At 66.2% G+C, this 18,781-nt stretch carries 18 protein-coding genes and 1 tRNA gene; 7 read left to right on the plus strand and 12 right to left on the minus strand.

Annotated features, from left to right (window positions below; all coding sequences use genetic code 11):
• From EET13_RS00225 to cwsA, 3 genes are all read right to left on the minus strand, one after another.
• Positions 1-229, minus strand: a 229-nt coding sequence (locus EET13_RS00225; RefSeq protein ID WP_136623070.1) for a helix-turn-helix domain-containing protein, incomplete at its 3' end; no start/stop codon positions are given.
• 139 nt (positions 230-368) lie between these two features.
• Entirely contained in the window at positions 369-1,352 is a 984-nt protein-coding gene (locus tag EET13_RS00230; RefSeq protein ID WP_122440390.1) for an amidohydrolase family protein, read from the minus strand.
• Positions 1,353-1,387: 35 nt separating this feature from the next.
• On the minus strand, positions 1,388-1,807 hold the full coding sequence (cwsA, locus tag EET13_RS00235; RefSeq protein ID WP_122440391.1) for a cell wall synthesis protein CwsA: 420 nt from the start codon (positions 1,805-1,807) through the stop codon (positions 1,388-1,390).
• Positions 1,808-1,963: 156 nt separating this feature from the next.
• On the opposite strand from cwsA, the gene EET13_RS00240 reads away from it, so the two are divergent.
• The gene (locus EET13_RS00240) at positions 1,964-2,512 is read left to right on the plus strand and encodes a peptidylprolyl isomerase (RefSeq protein WP_122440392.1); all 549 of its coding nucleotides are present in this window, start codon (positions 1,964-1,966) and stop codon (positions 2,510-2,512) included.
• A gap of 10 nt (positions 2,513-2,522) precedes the next feature.
• On the opposite strand, the gene EET13_RS00245 is transcribed toward EET13_RS00240, so the two are convergent.
• On the minus strand, positions 2,523-2,951 hold the full coding sequence (locus tag EET13_RS00245) for a PH domain-containing protein (protein WP_122440393.1): 429 nt from the start codon (positions 2,949-2,951) through the stop codon (positions 2,523-2,525).
• A gap of 155 nt (positions 2,952-3,106) precedes the next feature.
• On the minus strand, positions 3,107-3,388 hold the full coding sequence (crgA, locus tag EET13_RS00250; RefSeq protein ID WP_023369055.1) for a cell division protein CrgA: 282 nt from the start codon (positions 3,386-3,388) through the stop codon (positions 3,107-3,109).
• A 128-nt stretch (positions 3,389-3,516) separates the two neighbouring features.
• On the opposite strand from crgA, the gene EET13_RS00255 reads away from it, so the two are divergent.
• Together EET13_RS00255 and EET13_RS00260 are read left to right on the plus strand one after the other, a co-directional pair.
• Positions 3,517-4,260 carry a DUF881 domain-containing protein gene (locus EET13_RS00255; protein WP_122440394.1) on the plus strand — a complete coding sequence of 248 codons (744 nt, stop codon included), beginning with the start codon at positions 3,517-3,519 and terminating at the stop codon, positions 4,258-4,260.
• Between the two features lie 22 nt (positions 4,261-4,282).
• A complete protein-coding gene (locus EET13_RS00260) occupies positions 4,283-4,984 on the plus strand; it encodes an aminodeoxychorismate/anthranilate synthase component II (RefSeq protein ID WP_122440395.1) in 702 nt (233 codons plus the stop codon).
• Here the strand turns inward: EET13_RS00260 and pknB are convergent.
• The 7 genes from pknB to EET13_RS00295 all read right to left on the minus strand — a co-directional run bounded on the left by pknB (position 4,962) and on the right by EET13_RS00295 (position 14,961).
• Positions 4,962-6,842: a Stk1 family PASTA domain-containing Ser/Thr kinase gene (gene pknB, locus EET13_RS00265; RefSeq protein ID WP_122440396.1), complete on the minus strand. Its 1,881-nt coding sequence runs from the start codon at positions 6,840-6,842 to the stop codon at positions 4,962-4,964. The two genes, EET13_RS00260 and pknB, sit on opposite strands and share 23 nt — an antisense overlap.
• Positions 6,839-8,113, minus strand: coding sequence for a serine/threonine-protein kinase (locus tag EET13_RS00270; RefSeq protein WP_122440397.1), 1,275 nt, complete (start codon positions 8,111-8,113; stop codon positions 6,839-6,841). Before EET13_RS00270 ends, pknB begins: the two co-directional genes overlap by 4 nt.
• Positions 8,114-8,162: 49 nt before the next feature.
• On the minus strand, positions 8,163-9,638 hold the full coding sequence (gene pbpA, locus EET13_RS00275; protein ID WP_122440398.1) for a D,D-transpeptidase PbpA: 1,476 nt from the start codon (positions 9,636-9,638) through the stop codon (positions 8,163-8,165).
• Entirely contained in the window at positions 9,635-11,044 is a 1,410-nt protein-coding gene (locus EET13_RS00280) for an FtsW/RodA/SpoVE family cell cycle protein (protein ID WP_122440399.1), read from the minus strand. The genes pbpA and EET13_RS00280 overlap by 4 nt, the downstream gene beginning before the upstream one ends.
• Positions 11,041-12,588, minus strand: a complete 1,548-nt coding sequence (locus EET13_RS00285; protein ID WP_122440400.1) for a PP2C family protein-serine/threonine phosphatase — start codon at positions 12,586-12,588, stop codon at positions 11,041-11,043. The genes EET13_RS00280 and EET13_RS00285 overlap by 4 nt, the downstream gene beginning before the upstream one ends.
• Positions 12,589-12,679: 91 nt before the next feature.
• Positions 12,680-13,147, minus strand: a complete 468-nt coding sequence (locus tag EET13_RS00290) for an FHA domain-containing protein FhaB/FipA (protein ID WP_023369070.1) — start codon at positions 13,145-13,147, stop codon at positions 12,680-12,682.
• Between the two features lie 125 nt (positions 13,148-13,272).
• Positions 13,273-14,961: an FHA domain-containing protein gene (locus EET13_RS00295; RefSeq protein ID WP_122440401.1), complete on the minus strand. Its 1,689-nt coding sequence runs from the start codon at positions 14,959-14,961 to the stop codon at positions 13,273-13,275.
• Positions 14,962-15,228: 267 nt separating this feature from the next.
• On the opposite strand from EET13_RS00295, the gene EET13_RS00300 reads away from it, so the two are divergent.
• The 4 genes from EET13_RS00300 to EET13_RS00315 all read left to right on the plus strand — a co-directional run.
• A tRNA-Leu gene (locus tag EET13_RS00300) sits at positions 15,229-15,311 on the plus strand.
• 157 nt (positions 15,312-15,468) lie between these two features.
• Positions 15,469-15,735, plus strand: coding sequence for a YdeI/OmpD-associated family protein (locus tag EET13_RS00305; RefSeq protein ID WP_122440402.1), 267 nt, complete (start codon positions 15,469-15,471; stop codon positions 15,733-15,735).
• A gap of 270 nt (positions 15,736-16,005) precedes the next feature.
• Positions 16,006-17,313 carry an ammonium transporter gene (locus EET13_RS00310; protein ID WP_122440403.1) on the plus strand — a complete coding sequence of 436 codons (1,308 nt, stop codon included), beginning with the start codon at positions 16,006-16,008 and terminating at the stop codon, positions 17,311-17,313.
• A gap of 214 nt (positions 17,314-17,527) precedes the next feature.
• On the plus strand, positions 17,528-18,781 hold a 1,254-nt coding region (locus EET13_RS00315), incomplete at its 3' end, for a PPE family protein (protein WP_136623071.1).

Consider the following 18,781-nt stretch of genomic DNA (forward strand, 5'->3'; position numbering starts at 1 on the left):
TGAGTTGTTCACGCAAGAGCACGATTGCGGCGATGACCTCGTCGGTGACCGCGCGGGGGTTGCTGGCGGGCCGCCGCGAGCGTGCCTCGACGGCGTCGAGGCCGCCGAGCTGGTAGCGCTGGAGCAGACGGTAGATGTGTTGCCGGGACAGTCCGTAGGCACGGGCTGCAGCCGTCACTGAGAGGTGGCCGCTGGTGACTTCAAGGACGACCACACGCGCTTTGGACATGAATCACGACTGTCACCTATGACCCGACTCATCGAGGGTCATTGCAGGTGTCACCTATGACGCGACTCATGTGTCACCTATGTCATGAACCCAGACACCCTAGGCTCCACCAAGTCGAATGCTGCGTCGCCGGCTAGCACTAAGGCGCCGGGATCCTGTCCTTGAACAACCGCCGTGCGTTGCCGGACGCGACCTTGCGCCGAAGCTCGTCGTCGAACGGGAAGCCGGCGAGAAACTTCGCGCCGGCAATATTGTCGTCCATCGGATAATCGACCGAGAACATCACCCGCTCGGCCGACATGACTTCCAGTGTGCAAGCAAAGGCCGGCGCCGAGAAGTTGCCGCTGGTCGTCACATAGAAGTTCGAGCGCAGATATTCCGACGGCAACCGGAGCAGCTTGTGGCCGGCATCAAGATCGCCGGCAAGGCCGTAGTAGCGGTCGATCCGGTGGGCGGCGAACGGCAGCATCTCGCCCAGGTGGCCCAGGATCATCTGCAGCCGCGGGAAGCGGTCGAACAGACCCGAGTAGATCAGCCTCAGCGCATGGGTGCCGGTCTCCACGCCGAAGCCCCATGACGCCAGGTGTAGACCGGCACCGAGATACGGCTTGAACCAGGCCTCCATCACCGCGGGGTGCGGTGTGGTCGGGTGCAGATAAATCGGCGCCTGCAGCGCCTCGGCGGTTTCGAACAGCCCGTAGTAGGCCGCGTCGTCCAGATAGCGTCCATGGGTGTGCCCGTTGACCAGGCCGCCGACGAAGCCCAATTCGGTTACCGCGCGGGTCAATTCGGCCGCGGCCGCCGTCGGATCCTGAGGCGCCAGAGTGGCAAACGCCCCGAATCGGTCCGGCATCGCGGTAATCGTCTCGGCCAAGTCGTCATTGGCCCGACGCGCAGCATCGACCGCCCGCTGGACGTCGCGGTCGGCCTGAACCCCGGGGTCGAACAGCGAAAGGATCTGAAAGTCGATTCCTGCGGCGTCCATCTGCTCTAGCCGCAACGGTCCCCGGTCGTAAAGCCGCTCGTATGCGGTGCGGTTGTGCAGCCGAAGCCAGCTGCCGACGGCATTGTCGGCGCTGATCGGATCCCATGCGTAATGCTCTTCGAGCGCAATCAACGACATGGCACGGGCGGGCCCCGAGCGCCCTACGGGCGCGGCTAAACGTCCACACTGGGCGGGCGGGGCGAGGGCTCCGGGCGCGACGAGCGCCGCACGATGCTGAATGCCACCGCGCCACCGGCCACGACGACGACAGTGGCCGCTCCGGCGATCACCCACACCCGTTTCTTGCTGCGCCGCTGGGACCGGCGCGCTTCCTGAAGTACCTGGGGCAGGGTGGCCACCACTTCCTGGGCGGCGGCCAGTTCCTGGGCAAGCGTTTGTTGGGCAGCGGCGATCTCGCGGGCCAGCCGGCCTTCGCGGTACCGGCGACGCAGTTCCGAGGCGGTCGATTGCGCGGACTGTACGCCGAGCCCGACGACGCCACGGGTCACGTCCACCGGGCCCACCGCCGAATAGGTCAGGCCGCGGGTCAGCCGCTCCCGCGGACTCAACCGGGTATCCACCTTCTCGCTCATCTGCCGCCTTTCTGGTATCTGGCTGGTCGATTCCCTAGCCCAGAGCCGCTGCGATACCCCCACAGACTGCCACCACAACGACGTCCGCGGGCCTATTGCCTCAATACCGCCGCCATTCGCGTCGGGTGACACCGGATGCGGTCGCGCCCGCGCGTAATGGCAGACTGTGATCCCGTGACTAACAGCCCGTTTCAGACTGCCACCGCCACGCTGCACACCAACCGCGGAGACATCAAGGTCGCCTTGTTCGGAAACCACGCGCCCAAGACCGTCGCCAACTTCGTCGGCCTGGCGCAAGGCACCAAGGATTACTCGACCCAAAACGCGTCCGGCGGCACCTCCGGCCCGTTTTACGACGGCGCAGTCTTTCACCGGGTAATCAACGGCTTCATGATCCAAGGCGGTGACCCGACCGGGACCGGCCGCGGCGGGCCGGGCTACAAGTTCGCCGACGAGTTCCACCCCGAACTGCAATTCGACAAGCCCTACCTGCTCGCGATGGCCAACGCCGGGCCGGGCACCAACGGCTCACAGTTCTTCATCACCGTCGTCAACACTCCGCATCTGAACCGGCGTCACACGATCTTCGGCGAAGTGACCGATCCGGAGTCCCAGCGTGTCGTCGACGCCATTGCCACAACGCCGACCGACGGCAATGACCGGCCTGCCGACCCGGTGGTGATCGAGTCGATCACCATCTCCTGAAGCGCCGCGGTTATTCGCGTCGTCGCGGGCCGGCGTAGCCGGCCGCGGTCAGGGCATCGAGCACGTTCAGCGGGTTGGTCCCGAGGTCCCAATGGGACAAGATGAACAGCCGTTCGTCGACCGTCTCGATCTCGAGGAGCCGAACGCTGCGCGCGTAACGCCGGAACTCGGAGATCCGGATGATCTTGATGTCGGGACGCCGCAATAACTGCGTCCGGAGCCACCCCCGAATCGCCAGACCGTCACCGGTGATTGCCAGCTTCGGCCGTGCCCGCCAGGAAACGCCCGCAAACAAGATCAAACCCAGTGCGGCAACGCCGGCCAGCACGCGCCCCGGCGGGTCTGTGACCAAGGTCACAGACCCGATAGCCATCAATACGCCTGCGACCCCGCAGCCAGCGATTCCTGCCGCCGGAGGCGCCCACCGTGTTTGCTGCATGCGCTATCCAGACCCTCCGACCACCGCAGATCCAGTTATCCACAGACGCTATCAACAGTGGGGATAAATCACATCCGTGTGATTGACCGCTCCCGAGGTTGCTGGATCAGTAACGAACCCCTCATTAAATGAATTCATTTCGCATGCGTTGAGGCTCAGTGCCACCGCATCGTGAGCAACAAACCGGTGATCATGAAAGCGAACGCGATCGCGTAGTTCCACGGGCCCAGATCCGCCATCCACTGCAGCGCCTTGGGGGCCTGACTACCCAGGGCCGCCAACTGAAACACCATCAACCAGACGAGCCCGATCAGCATCAACCCGATGAACAAGGAGACGAACCAGACACTGGACGGTCCGACCTTCACTTTCACGGGCGTGCGGCTCACCGGCTTGACGGTGAAGTCGTTCTTCTTGCGGACCTTCGACTTGGGCATGTAATACCTCGGGATACCTCAACAACACGGTGAGCGGACAAAGTGCAACGATTGCGCTTGCTAGTTGCAGCAAAAGCTTGGCTACGAGACTAACCCAACCGCCCCCGCGACCAGGAAACGGAGACGTGATGAGCGATGAGCGCCGCTCGCCATGGCGCTTCGGCGTTCCGCTGGTCTGCCTGTTCGCCGGCGTGTTGCTGGCCGCGACGCATGGGGTCTCCGGGGGCACGGAGATCCGCCGCAGCGACGCGCCGCGGCTGGTGGACCTGGTCCGTCACGCTCAGTCGTCGGTGAACCGGCTGGATGCCCAGCGCGATGCCCTGACCAAACGGATCGACGCGACACACGCCCCGTCATCGGATACCGCATTGGCGGCAATGCTCAGGCGAGCCGCCGAACTGGCCCCAGAGGCGGGCATGGACCCGGTACACGGCCCCGGACTGGTGGTGACGCTCAACGACGCGCAGCGCGATGCCCACGGCCGCTTTCCCCGCGACGCCTCCCCCGACGACCTGGTAGTACACCAGCAGGACATCGATGCGGTCTTCAACGCGGTGTGGAGCGCCGGAGCGGAGGCGGTTCAGATGCAAGACCAGCGCATCATCGCGACCTCGGTGGTGCGATGCGTTGGGAACACCTTGTTGCTCAACGGACGCACCTACAGCCCGCCCTACACGATCACCGCGATCGGCAACCCCGCGGCGATGCAAGCGGCGCTGGCCGCGGCGCCGCTGGTGACCCTCTACAAGCAGTACGTGGTCCGGTTTGGGTTGGGCTACCACGAAGAAGTCAAGGCCGATGTACAGGTCGTCGGACATTCCGAACCGGTCCGGACGCATTACGCGCAGCCGCTGGGTCCGGTTGGTTACTGAGGCCGGACGGTAACCTGTCACGATGCGGATTCTGGTCGTCGACAACTACGACAGCTTCGTGTTCAACCTGGTCCAGTATCTGGGCCAATTGGGCGTCGAGGCGGATGTGTGGCGCAACGACGACGCCCGGCTGTCGGACGTGACCGCCGTCGCCACCCACTTCGCCGGTGTGCTGCTGAGCCCCGGCCCGGGCACGCCCGAACGCGCGGGCGCATCGATAGGCATGGTCGCGGCATGCGCCACGGCGCGAACCCCGCTGCTGGGCGTGTGCCTGGGACATCAGGCCATCGGCGTGGCTTTCGGTGCCACCGTCGACCGCGCGCCTGAGCTGCTACACGGCAAGACCAGCAGCGTGTACCACGCGAATGTTGGTGTGCTGCAAGGTCTTCCGGATCCGTTTACGGCAACGCGGTATCATTCGCTGACCATCCTGCCGGAGTCGCTGCCGGCTGAGCTGGAGGTCACCGCCCATACCCGCAGCGGAGTGATCATGGGCGTGCGGCACCGCGAACTGCCGATTCACGGTGTCCAATTCCATCCCGAGTCGATCCTGACCGAGGGCGGACACCGGATGCTGGCTAACTGGTTGACCTACTGCGGATGGGCGCGTGACGATACCCTGGTGCGCCGCCTGGAAAACGAAGTACTCACCGCCGTGCGGCCGCACCTGCCGACCACCGGAGCCGGCCCAGCAGCTGGGGCTACTGACCGAACTTCAGCGTGATGATGCCGTCGCGGTTGACACCGGAGCCGGCCGGCGGGCTCTGGTAGACGACCCGGTTGTGCTGGGAACCGCCGGCGTCGACGTCGGGCCCCTTGTCCAGCACCCCGGTCCAGCCCAGGGCGCGCAACCGAGGTTCGGCATCGGTCCAGAACATGCCCGACAGGTCGGGCATGACGAACTGGTTGCCCTTGGACACTTGTAGTTCGATCACCGAGTCGACCGGAACGGTGGTGCCCGCGGGCGGGTTGGTGGCGACCACATCACCCGCCGGCTTCGGGCTGTCGACTTGGGCCTGGCTGAACTTGGTGAACCCGTAGACGGTGAGGTTCTTCTGCGCCAGGTCGGCGGTTTGACCCGCGACATCGGGAATCTGTTTGGTCTCGGGTCCGGAGCCGACGATGATCGTGATCACGTTGGTGATCGCAGAAGTCTGGTTCGCCGGCGGGTTGGTCCCGATGACCCGGCCCGCCATCTCGGGCGTCGATGGCGAGGCGGCCTGCTTGAACTTGCTGAACCCGGCGGCGGTCAGCTTCTTGACCGCTTCGGAATAGGTCAGCGACGAGACATCGGGTAGCTCACGCTGCTCGGGACCGGTGGAGACGTTGATGGTGATCTCGGCGCCCGCACCCACCGAGGCGTTGGCGGCAGGGTCGGTCCCGATGACGTGGTCGGGCGGGATCGTTGAGTCCGGCTTCTGCAGCGTACGGGTCTTGAAGCCGCGGTTTTGCAGTGCCGCAATGGCGTCGGCGGATGCCTGGCCACGCACATCGGGCACCTGGACCTTGCGGGTATTGCCGCCGAAGGTGTTGATGGCGATGGTGACGACGATCGTGAGCACCGCCAGCACCGCGACCACGGCGACCCAGCGGCCCACCGAAGGGGTGGTGCGGTCGCGATCGGTGGCGTCGAGGAACTGGCGAGGCAGCGGATCGGTACGCGGGCTCGCGGGAGTGCCGGGAGTGGCGGCCAACAACGAGCGCCGTTCGGCGCCGCTGAGCACTTTGGGTGCCTCGGGTGGCTCACCGTTGTGCACCCGGACCAGGTCGGCGCGCATTTCCGCTGCGGTTTGATAGCGGTTTTCGGGGTTCTTGGCCAGCGCCTTGAGGACCACCGCGTCCAGGTCGGCAGAGATGCCCTCGTGGCGCTCCGACGGTGGGATGGGGTCTTCCCGGACATGCTGGTAGGCCACCGCCACGGGGGAGTCCCCGGTGAACGGCGGCTCGCCGGTCAGGATCTCGTAGAGCACACATCCCAACGAATAGACATCGGATCGCGCATCCACCGCGTCACCGCGTGCCTGTTCGGGGGACAGATACTGCGCCGTCCCGATCACCGCGGCCGTCTGGGTGACGCTGTTGCCGCTGTCGGCGATTGCCCTGGCAATGCCGAAGTCCATCACCTTCACCGCATTGGTCGAGCTGATCATGATGTTGGCCGGCTTGACGTCCCGATGGATGATGCCGTTCTGATGGCTGAAGTTCAGCGCCTGGCAGGCATCGGCGATCACCTCGATGGCCCGCTTCGGCGGCATCGGTCCTTCGGTGTGCACGATGTCTCGCAGAGTGACGCCGTCGACGTACTCCATCACGATGTAGGGCAGCGGACCGGCGGATGTCTCGGCTTCGCCGGTGTCGTATACCGCCACGATCGCCGGGTGGTTCAACGCCGCCGCGTTTTGTGCCTCACGCCGGAAGCGCAGGTAGAAACTGGGGTCGCGGGCCAGATCGGCGCGCAACACCTTGACCGCCACGTCTCGGTGCAAGCGCAGATCCCGCGCCAGATGCACTTCGGACATTCCCCCGAATCCGAGGATGTCGCCCAGTTCGTAGCGGTCGGAAAGGTGGCGAGGGGTGGTCATTGCGATGTCTCGTATCGATCCAGCGACGCGCGGTCATTCGGCCCCAGCGGGGCCTTCTGGCCGATTTCCGCACGATCCATCCCGCCGAGTCGCAGGCCCTGACCGGTCGGCGTCTGGCGGGCCGACGGGCTCCCGGTATCGGTCACGGTCGGGGGCGGTAGCTGTGGCTGGCTGTCGCCATGCGAATTGATCACGATGAGCACTGCGATGATGATGGCCAGCGCCCCGAGCACACCCGCGGCCCACAACAGCGCCCGCTGACCCGAGGAGAAGGTGCGCCGCGCCGGCGGCCGGTGTCCGCCGGTCGCGGGGCGGGAGCGCCGCGGCGCGGCGGCCCGGCTGGTGGGGCTGCCCGCGATCCGGGCCGGCGCGCTCGACGGAATCGCCGCCGGCGCAGCACGCCCGGGCGGTGGCGACTGGCTGGGCCTGGGCGGTCGCCGGCCGGCCCGAACCGCGCCAACGGCGTCGGCGAACGGCCCCCCACTGCGATAGCGCATCTGGGGGTTCTTCACCAGCGTGATCTCGATGAGTTCTCGTACGTTGGGCGGCAGTTCGGCCGGCAGCGGCGGGGGCGGTTCTTTGATGTGTTTCATCGCCACCGTCAGGGCGCCGTCACCGATGAACGGCCGCTTACCCGAGACCGCTTCGTAGCCAACAACTCCCAGCGAGTACACGTCGCTGGCAGGGGTCGCGTCGTGACCCAGGGCCTGCTCGGGCGCGATGTATTGGGCGGTGCCCATCACCATCCCGGTCTGGGTCACCGGTGCCGCGTCGACGGCCTTGGCGATCCCGAAGTCGGTGATCTTCACCTGGCCGGTGGGCGTGATCAAGATGTTGCCCGGCTTGACGTCGCGGTGCACCAGTCCGGCTGCGTGCGCAACCTGAAGGGCGCGGCCAGTCTGTTCGAGCATGTCCAGGGCATGCCGCAGCGATAGCCGGCCGGTGCGCTTGAGCACCGAGTTCAGCGGCTCGCCGTTGACGAGCTCCATCACCAGGTACGCCGTGCGGCCTTCGCCGTCCATCTGGCTCTCGCCGTAGTCGTGGACCGCAGCGATCCCCGGGTGGTTCAGCATCGCCGTCGTACGTGCCTCGGCCCGGAACCGTTCGATGAACTCCGGGTCGGAGGAAAACTCGTTCTTGAGCACCTTGACGGCCACCCGCCGGCCCAGCCGGCTGTCGACCGCTTCCCATACCTGGCCCATGCCGCCGGTAGCGATGAGCCGCTGCAGACGGTAGCGGCCGGACAGCGTCATACCAACTCGGGGACTCATGCGTTGACCCCCGCTCGCTCCGGTCCTCGCGCATTCCGCCGGTGGTGGCTCATGTGCCCCCCTGCAGCGCAGCTTCGATCACGGCCCGTCCGATCGGCGCGGCGAGCGCGCCACCGGTCGCGGACAGGCGATCGCCCCCGTTCTCCACCAGCACCGCGATGGCAACCTTGGGCGCCTGTGCCGGCGCGAAGGCGATGTACCACGCATGGGGTGGAGTATGACGGGGGTCTGTGCCGTGCTCTGCGGTACCCGTCTTGGATGCGATCTGCACGCCGGGGATGGCCCCTTTCTGCTGTGTGACTTTCTCGGCGCCGACCATCAGCTCTGTTAGCTTAGCGGCGACCTGCGGCGACACCGCGCGCCGCTGTTGATATGGCGCAGTGGTGCTGATGTTGGCCAGGTCGGGCCCCCGCAGGCTGTCCACCAGGTAGGGCCGCATGGTAATCCCGCCATTGGCAATGGTCGCTGCGATCTCCGCATTCTGCAGCGGGGTCAGTGCCACGTCCTTCTGCCCGATACTGGTCATACCTAATGCGGCGGTGTCGGAGATCGGCCCGACGGTCGATTCGGCGACCTGCAGTGGTATCGGATTCGGCGAAGTGTCCAAGCCGAACGCCTGCGCCGTGCTGCGCAGGGCGTCTGCACCGGTAAGAATGCCCAACTGGACGAACGCGGTGTTGCACGACTTGGCGAAGGCCACGCTTAGCGGCACCGTCGGCTCAGCGCCGCACGGCGCACCGCCGTAGTTCTCCAAGGTGGCCGTGCTTCCGGGCAGCGGAATCTCGGCAGCCGCAGTCAGCTGCTCGGTGTCGGTGGCTCCGGCCTGCAGCGCGGCCGCGGTGGTGATCACTTTGAACGTGGAGCCCGGCGGGTAGGTTTCAGCGATGGCGCGGTTGGTCAGCGGCGAATCGGGGCTGTCGCGAAGCCCCTGCCAGGCTTGCGCCTGTACCTCGGGATCGTGCGACGCGAGCAGATTGGGGTCGTAGGACGGCGTCGACACCAGCGCCAGGATCTTGCCGGTCGACGGTTCCAGCGCCACGATCGCGCCCTTGCAAGGGCCGGCGCAGCCTTGCTGCATGGCGTCCCAGCCCGCCTGCTGAACGCGCGGGTTGATCGTAGTGTCGACATTCCCGCCGCGCGGGTCGCGACCGGTGAAGAAGTCTGCCAACCGCCTGCCGAACAACCGCTCGTCCGACCCGTTCAGTAGCGGGTCTTCGGCACGCTCCAGACCGGTACTCGAATAGCGCAGCGAGTAGAAGCCGGTGACCGGCGCGTACACCTCGGGGTTGGGATAGACCCGCAGGAAGCGGAACCGGCTGTCGGTCGCCACCGAGTAGGCCAGCAGCTGCCCGCCCGCGGTGATCTGACCGCGTTGGCGTGAATACTCGTCGAGCAGGACGCGCTGATTGCGCGGATCGGCGCGCAACCCGTCGGCGGTGAAGACCTGCGTCATCGTGGCGTTGAGCAGCAGCAGCACGATCAACGCCATCACGGTCACCGAGATCCGGCGCAGAGAGGCGTTCATACCCGCTCGATCACCTCGGTACCGGCCGCCGCGATCGGCGTCGTACTTCGGGCGCGGGTGCGCAGCGGACGACGGGCGCCGTGCGAGATGCGGGCCAAAATTGCCAGCAGCACATAGTTGGCCAGCAGCGACGATCCACCGTAGGACATCCACGGCGTGGTCAGCCCGGTCAGCGGAATGAGTTTGGTCACGCCGCCGACCACGATGAACAACTGGATGGCCAGCGTCGACGCCAGGCCGGCGGCCAGCAGTTTGCCGAAGCTGTCGCGGGTGGCGATCGCGGTGCGCAGGCCCCGGATGATGACAATCGTGTAGAGCATCAAGATGGCGGCCAAGCCGACCAAGCCGAGCTCCTCACCGAAGGCGGCGATGATGAAGTCGGTCGATGCCGCAGGCACGGTGTCGGGCTGGCCATTGCCGAGTCCCGTGCCGAAGATGCCACCGGTGGCGAAGCTGAAAAGCGACTGGACCATCTGGTATCCGCTGCCCTCGGGGTCGGCGAACGGATCCCACCAGGTCTGCACCCGAACACGGACGTGGCTGAAGACGAAGTAGGCCACGACGCTTCCCGCCGCGAACAGCGCCAGGCCGATGACGACCCAGCTGAACTTCTGGGTGGCCAGGTAGACAACCACCAAAAACGACGCATACAACAACAGCGACGTGCCGAGGTCCTTCTCGAAGACCATGACCCCCACCGAGATCACCCAGGCCGCGAGCAGCGGCGCCAGGTCACGGGGGCGCGGCAGGTTCATGCCCATCAGATGCTTGCCGGCGCTGGTGAACAGGCGCCGCTTGGCGACCAGCACCGCGGAAAAAAAGATCAGCAGCAAGATCTTGGAGAATTCGGCTGGCTGAATCGAGAAGCCGGGCAACCGGATCCAGATCTTGGCTCCGTTCTGCTCGGACCACCGCGCGGGCAACAGTGCGGGTATGGCGAGCATGACCAGACCGGCGAACCCGCAGGTGTAGCCGTAGCGGGCGAGCTGGCGGTGATCCTTGAGAAAGGTCACGACCAGCGCGAACGAGATCACGCCGACGAGTGTCCACAGCATCTGCTGGTTTGCGCTGGGATGGGTGTGGTGGCCGACCTCGTCGTCGACGAGATCGAGCCGGTGGATCATCACCAGGCCCAGTCCGTTGAGCAGCGCCACTACCGGCAGCAGCAGGGGGTCGGTGAACGGGGCGGAGCGTCTGATCGCCAGGTGGGCGACTCCGAACAGCGTGAGAAAGGCCAGCCCGTAGCTGGCCAAATCCCAATGGAGACTGCGGTCCTGGTTGGCTTCCACGATGAGTAGCGCGGCGACGGTGACCAACGCGGCGAAGCACAACAGCAGCAGCTCGGCGTTGCGCCGGGTCGGCAACGGGGGCGTCACCGTCACCGGCGCCTGCAGGGGTGTCGTCATGCCGCCGCCCGGCAGTCAATGCCCGGCTGAGGAGGAGGTGGCGGGAGCGCGGTGACTGTCGGCGATGTCGTCGACGGTGACGCGGGCGCTGTCGGAGAAGTGCTCGCATGGTTGGGGCTTCCCGAAGTGGTGGTTGGGGCCCCGGCGGAGGAAGTGGTGGTTGGGGATGCTGGCGAGGAGGTGACGGTTGGTTCCGGTGTGCTGCTGGCGGTGGTCGAGGTGGGTGGCCCGGACGTCGACCCGGGTGGCGATCCGGGTGGCGACGTGGCGCGAGGCGGCGGGCACGGCGGCAGCAGTGAGTTGGCGGCCAGCTCACGCAGCTGCGTGATGGCGCCATCGAGCGAGCCGGTGGGAAGTCCGGCCTGCACCTGTGCACGCTCGGACGGACGCAGGTCCTCCAACTTCATCAGGTGGCAGTCGAGGTGATCCATAGATTGGCTGTAGCTGATCTGCGACAGGTCATTGCGCGCGTTCAAACAGCCCATCAGATACGGCTCATGCAGGGGCATGCCCAGCAGCGATCCCTGGACGCCGCGCATGATCGACACGGTGCCGTTGTATTCGGCGACGTAATAGTTGTTGCGGATGATCGCGCGACCGATAAACAGGGCCGCGACAACCAGGACTGCCGCCAGCATCGCGACAAGCATGATCCGGCGGCGCGACCAGCGGTGGCGTTGGAAGGTCTCGGCCGACGGCGGAACCCGTTTGACGGCTTCCTTGCGGGGGGTGATCGCCGAGGCTCGTCCGGCGGCCGTGTTCGGTAGGGTCAGCTGGTCGTCGTCACCGGATACGGCTCCCGCCAGAATCGGCTGGGTCTGGCCATATTCGTAGTCGACGACGTCGGCAACCACCACAGTCACGTTGTCGGGGCCGCCGCCGCGCAGCGCGAGTTCGATAAGGCGGTAGGCGCTTTCGGCGACGTCGGGGATCTTCAGCGCCTCGTGAATCGTCTCGTCGCTGACCGGGTCGGACAGCCCGTCGGAGCACAGCAGGTAGCGATCACCGGCTCGTACTTCGCGCATGGTCAGCGTGGGTTCGACTTCGTGGCCGGTCAGCGCCTTCATGATCAACGAGCGCTGCGGGTGGCTGTGCGCCTCTTCGGGCGTAATCCGATTCTCATCGACCAGCGTTTGGACGAACGTGTCGTCCTTGGTGATCTGGGTCAGCTCACCGTCGCGCAACAGATAGCCGCGCGAGTCTCCGATATGTACCAGACCGAGCCGGTTGCCGTCGAAGAGGATCGCGGTGAGGGTGGTACCCATGCCTTCGAGGTCGGGCTCCATCTCGACCTGGGCGGCGATGGCCGAGTTGCCTGCGCGAACCGCGGCCTCGAGCTTGCCGAGCAGGTCACCACCGGGCTCGTCGTCGTCGAGATGGGCCAATGCCGCGATGACCAGTTGGGACGCCACCTCGCCGGCGGCGTGTCCGCCCATGCCGTCGGCCAGCGCCAGCAGCCGCGCGCCGGCGTAGACGGAGTCTTCGTTGTTGGCGCGTACCAGGCCGCGATCGCTGCGGGCCGCATATCGCAGGACCAGGGTCACGAGCGCCGCTCTCTCCCGCTAGCGGGTGGGGGTATCTCCCACTTGTGAGGGCAGGTCCCCAGTGCCCCCACTGCGTCGTCGTGGGCGCGGGTCACGGGCGCAACTCGATTGCCGTCTTGCCGATTCGAACCGGCACCCCAATCGGAACTCGTACCGCAGTCGTCACCTTTGCCCTGTCAAGGTAAGTGCCGTTGGTCGATCCTAAGTCCTCGACGTACCATTCCGATCCCCGCTGAGAGAGCCTGGCGTGCCGTGTCGAGGCGTAATCGTCGGTCAATACCAGGGTGGAGTCGTCAGCGCGTCCGATCAACACCGGCTGCCCGCTCAACGTGATGCGCGCGCCCGCCAGCGCACCCTCGGTGACAACCAAGTAGCGGGCCGTCTGCCTGCGTTGCCGCGACGGCAATAGCGTGCCGCGCAACGCCAGCCCGCGGCGCACCATCACGGCGCCGGTGGGTGCATAGATATCGGTGCGCAGCACCCGCAGCACCGACCAGATGAATAGCCATAGCAGCATCAAAAATCCGGCACGCGTCAGTTGCAGTACCAACCCCTGCATCTGGCGTCCTTTCCGTCCTGGCGCTGCCGCCCGCGCGCCGGTGATGCCGAGAAGTTCAGCAAAGTCACGATACTGGGAAGGCGGGTGCAGCGAGGTCAACCGAGGCAGCATTGTGCCCACCGGGTTCAGTGGATGCGGACGATGATCTCGGAATGGCCCAGGCGAATCACGTCGCCGTCGGCCAATTGCCACTCCTGTACCGGTGCGTTGTTGACCGTCGTGCCGTTGGTGGAGTTCAGGTCGGTGAGCAGCGCGACTTGTCCGTCCCAACGGATCTCCAAGTGCCGGCGCGAGACGCCGGTGTCCGGCAACCGGAACTGGGCGTCCTGGCCGCGTCCGATGATGTTGGAGCCGTCGCGAAGCTGGTAGGTGCGGCCGCTGCCGTCGTCGAGCTGCAGGGTCACCGTGGTTGCGTGCGACCCGTAGCCGCCCTGCCCGTAACCGCCGTAACCGCCCGCCTGCTGGCCATAGTCGGGAGCTGCCTGGCCGTATTCGGGAGCTGCCTGGCCGTATTCGGGAGCTGCTTGGCCGTATTCCTGGCCATAGTCGTAGTCGCGAGCGGCCGGTTCGGCATAGCCGCCCTGAGCGGGGTAGCCGCCGGGGGCCGAGGTTTCGGCGTACTGGGTGTAGTCGCCAGATCCGTATTCCTGACGGCCGCAGCCGCCGCCCTGCTGATAACCCTGGTCGTAGCCGGCTTGCTCGTAGCCGGCACCCTGGTCGGGATATGCCGGCCGCTGCGGTTCCGGCGGTGCCTGGGGTGCGGCCGGCGGGACGCCGTAGCCGCCCTCGTCCTGGCGCGCGGGTTCACGTCCATAGTCGCCGTAGCCGCCATAGCCAGGCTGGCCGCCGGGTGGTTGGCCGTACCCGCCGCCGGGTGGTTGGCCATAGCTGCTCGGCGGTTGACCGTATCCGCCGGGTGGTTGGCCGTATCCGCCGCCGGGTGGTTGGCCGTAGCCGCCGCCTTGCCGGTAGCCCTGGTCGTAGCCCGGGCCGCCGTACCCGGCGGGAGTTTGCGGACGTTGCTCGTACGACGAGGGGTAGCCCTGATCGCCGTAGCCGCCCTGGTCCGGGTAGCCGCCCTGGTCCGCGTAGCCGCGCTGTTCGGGGTAACCGCCCTGGTCGCCGTAGCCGCGCTGTTCGGGGTAGCCGCCCTGGTCCGGCTGACGAGGTGGCGGAGGGTATCCGGGCTGGGGCGGGTAGCCGCCCCCTTCGGGCGGATATCCACCGCGCGGGTCCGGTCCGGCGGGTGCGCCACCGCGTGGCTCCTCTTGCGGACGCGCGTAGCGGTCGTCGTAGTACTCGTCGGGCCCCTGCCCCTGACCGCCGCGGTAGCTCGAATTGTCAGTCATCGGTGGTACTCCTGGTTCTGCGCCAAACGCGTGGTTCGATTGTGGCCGGGCGTAAGCGGTGACCGTCGGGCGGGGCTCGACGTCGGGGTTGATTGTCCCGCGGGCGCGGAACTGGCCGGTATGCAGGTTCGGCGATTGCTCGAACCGGACCACCACATCACCATACGTTTGCCACCCCTGTTCTTGGATATAGTCCGCCAAGTACCGAGCAAATGCCCTCGACGTGAGATCCGGGTCGGCGCCCAATTTCTCCGAGTCGTGAACACTGAGGGTAATGATGTACTCGTTGGGCGCCAAAAGGCGGTTTCCGGTGAGTGACTGCACTCCATCGTCGGCTTCCCGCCGCAACAGGGCTTCTACCTCTTGCGGGACGATCGATCCACCGAACATTCGGGCAAACGCATCCCCGACGGTTGACTCGAGTTTGCGTTCGATGCGCTGAACGAGCCCCTTCTGGCTACCCATTTGTCAGCGCTCGCCTCACTAAATCCTGGTCATCGCCGGCGCGGGGCAACGCCTTGCCCGCATGTCCCCGCATGTCGCGGTCACAAAACATGCTATCGGGACACAGTGACGCAGTGGCACCGTGAGAATCCTGAGAAAACGCCGGGCAGCTCTCGGGACCAGCGGCGGGGCGGGTTTCGTCGGCCGGAGTTCCTGTTGTTGGTCGACCCTGCGGGCAGCGGGTGGGACAGGCGACTACTACAGTGGTATGGTCCTCCGGTTGTTTTCGGGCGAGTGGCGGAATGGCAGACGCGCTGGCTTCAGGTGCCAGTGTCCTTCGGGACGTGGGGGTTCAAGTCCCCCTTCGCCCACAGTTTCGATGTCTCTCGATGTCTGGGGACATCGCATCTTTTGCTCACCGTTAGTGGACTGGGCCGGGCGGGTCGAACGGCGCACTTGTCGGCGGTTCATCACCGCCCCCCTCAGTGAGAATTCCTGGCCGGGAACGCCGAAAATAAGGTGGCCCGGGTGAGTCGCATCCGAGTACCGGGCGGGGTGGTGCATCAGCTGCCCGCGGACCTGCGTAAAGCGTTGATCGCCAATCCCACGGCTCTGACTGCCTGGAACGACATCACGCCGTTGGCGCGCAATGAGTTCATCTGTTGGATCGAGGACGCCAAGCAAGTGACGACTCGAGAGCGCCGCATCCGCCGGACCCGGGAGGAGCTGGAGGAAGGCAAGCGCCGCCCCTGCTGCTGGCCCGGGTGCCGCCACCGTGACCGCACTGGCAGGTAACAGCCTTTCTTCGCACCCATTCCGGTGTGCAGAAGCGTGCCTTCGCCGCGCCGACGCTCTGCATCGCGGTCGCGCTCCTGGTTCGACGCCGCCCTTCTCCCGGCGGCCCGGGCAGTGCGTCAGACACGGCCGTCGCGCGGCGGCCGCCGTGCCCGCGTGGATCGATGTGATGGTGACGATCGCAGGCCGTCATCGACAGCACCGGCTACGGTCTATCCGAAAACCGAAAATCGGCACTTTCATCGAACGACTACCGAAGGAGCCACAGAGTTGGACATTGATCCTGCTGCGACCGCGTGGCTGCTGGCCAGCACCGCACTGGTGCTGCTGATGACACCCGGGCTGGCGATCTTCTACGGGGGCATGGTCCGCACCACCGGTGTGCTCAACATGATCATGATGAGCTTCATTTCCATACCGCTGGTGACGGTGGCGTGGCTGCTGGTCGGCTACAGCCTGGCGTTCTCCGACGGCGGCGCGGGCGGCTTCCTTGGCGGATTGGCTCATGCGGGGATGCGGGGCATCGGCCCGGAGACCGCGCACGGATCGGTTCCCGAACTGCTGTATGCCACCTTTCAGCTGACCTTCGCGATCATCACCGCTGCCCTGGTCAGTGGCGCCATCGCCGACCGTGCCAAGTTCGCGGCCTGGATGGTGTTCGTGCCGGTGTGGTCGATTGCAGTCTATTCCGTAGTCGCACATTGGGTTTGGGCGCCCAATGGCTGGCTGGCCAAGATCGGGGTGCTGGATTACGCCGGCGGATTGGTCGTCGAGATCGTCTCGGGTGCTTCGGCGCTGGCGTTGGCCCTGGTGCTTGGTCCACGCATCGGCTTCAAAGTGGAGGCCATGCGTCCGCACAACCTGCCGTTTGTGCTCCTCGGTGTGGGACTGCTGTGGTTCGGCTGGTTCGGGTTCAACGCCGGTTCGGCGCTGGCGGCCAACGGATTGGCGTCGGCGATCTTCCTCAATACCCTGGTCGCTGGCTGCTTAGGCATGCTCGGATGGCTCGCCGTGGAACAGATCCGTGACGGCAAGCCGACCACCTTCGGTGCCGCCTCCGGAGTGGTCGCCGGGCTGGTGGCCATCACGCCGTCGTGTGGGACGGTGAACACCCTGGGCGCCGCCGTCGTCGGTCTGATGGCCGGAATCGTGTGTGCCTTCGCGATCACGGTGAAGTTCAAGCTCAACTACGACGACTCGCTGGACGTGGTGGGCGTGCATTTTGTGGGCGGAGTCGTCGGTGTCCTGCTGATCGGGTTGCTGGCCACCGCGGTGATGACGCACGGCGCAAACGGACTGTTCTACGGTGGCGGATTGGGCCAGCTGGGCAAGCAAGCTCTGGCGATGGTGGTGGTCGGCAGCTACGCGTTTGCGGTGACCTACCTGGTGGCCCTGGTTATCCAGCGCTTCATGGGTTTCCGGGTCAGTGCCGAGGAAGAGGTGAGCGGTGTCGACCTGACTCAGCACGCCGAAACGGCCTATCCCGAGGGGGTCTACGGACACCAAGCTCCACGCCGGCCGTCGTTTGGCGCGCGGGATGCCAACCGCCCGCGTTCCAGCGAGGACGAAGACCGCTGAGCCCAGGACATTCGTCGACCGACTCAGGCGAAACCGGACAGATGAGGGTTTAGCCGATCGCCCCGCGGGTTAATTGGCGTGAGGTAGCGAAACACTCACCCCTGCCCGCGTAGCCGGCGTGACACGCCCCGGGTTAAGGGGGTAACGCGCCGGGGGGATAGTCGATGACGACGTTAGGTGCGCTCAACGCCGGAATCCGCAGGCGGGCCCGATCATGACGGCGCCAGTCTGGATGGCACTGCCGCCCGAGGTGCATTCGGCGCTGTTGTTCAGCGGGCCCGGCCCGGGGTCGATGTTGGCCGCCGCCGAGGCCTACCAGGCGCTCAGCGCCGAATACGGGTCGGCGATCGCCGAACTCGCGGGTGTGCTGAACGCGGTGCAGGGCGGTTCGTGGCAGGGCCCCACCGCCGAAGAGTACGTTGCAGCGCACGCGCCCTACCTGGCGTGGTTGGAGCGGGCCCGCGGCACCAGCGTCAGCGCTGCAGTGCAGCATCAAGTCGCGGCCCAGGCCTACACGACGGCGCTGGCCACCATGCCGACGCTGGCCGAGCTGTCCGCCAACCACGTCGTGCACGGTGTGCTGGTCGCGACCAATTTCTTCGGAATCAACACCATCCCGATTGCGCTCAACGAGGCGGATTATGTCCGGATGTGGCTGCAGGCCGCTGCCACGATGAGCACCTATCAAACAGTCTCGAGCGTGGCGACGAACGCCGTCCCTACGACTTCCCCGTCACCGGCGGTGCTCAAATCCGGGGCAGGCCATGTTGGCGACCCCAGCCAAATGGCGGCTCTGGCGCCGGCGACTGACGCCGGCAGTCAACTGAACCTTGCCGATCTGATCTCACAGCTGCTGCAGGCCTACATCGGCTATGTCGAGCAGATCTACGCGCCGATAATCAACTTTCTGCAGGACCCGGTGGGCAACAGCGTGCAGTTGGTCACCTTATTGATGACAAATCCGTCCCAGGCCCTGGTGGTCTACGGACCGTTCTTGTTCGCGGTTGCCTACCAAGCCCTTTCCTGGGTAGCAGCCACGCTCACCTATCCCCAACTGCTGCTCGACCCGCTGCTGGGGGCCATCCTGCGGGTAGTGATCGGAGTCGGCGAGCAGCTCGTCGTTCCAGTCCCCGCCGCAGCCGCGGCGGGCGACGTTGCCGGCGGGACTGTCGCGCCAGCCGCACACCCGGCGGCCTGGCCGGCGGTGGGCATTGCGTCGATGGCCCCGGCTCCCGTTTCTGCGGCGGCGTCCGTTTCAGCGCCGGCGCCGTCGACCGCGCCCCCCGGACCGGCGACAGTCGCGGCGCCGGCTGCGGCGTATGCCGTCGCGGCCTTCGATCCCAATGAGGGTTCCCCGCCCGTGCTGACCGACGGCTCCGGCGCCTTGCTTCGACGGCGGGTTCGGCGTGTCGCGCCCGTTCCAGGGCCTGCTCGACGAGCAGAGTCGCCAGCCCACGTCCACCGAACC

Origin of the sequence: Mycobacterium attenuatum (assembly GCF_900566085.1) — a bacterium.
Taxonomy (GTDB): Bacteria; Actinomycetota; Actinomycetes; order Mycobacteriales; family Mycobacteriaceae; genus Mycobacterium; species Mycobacterium attenuatum.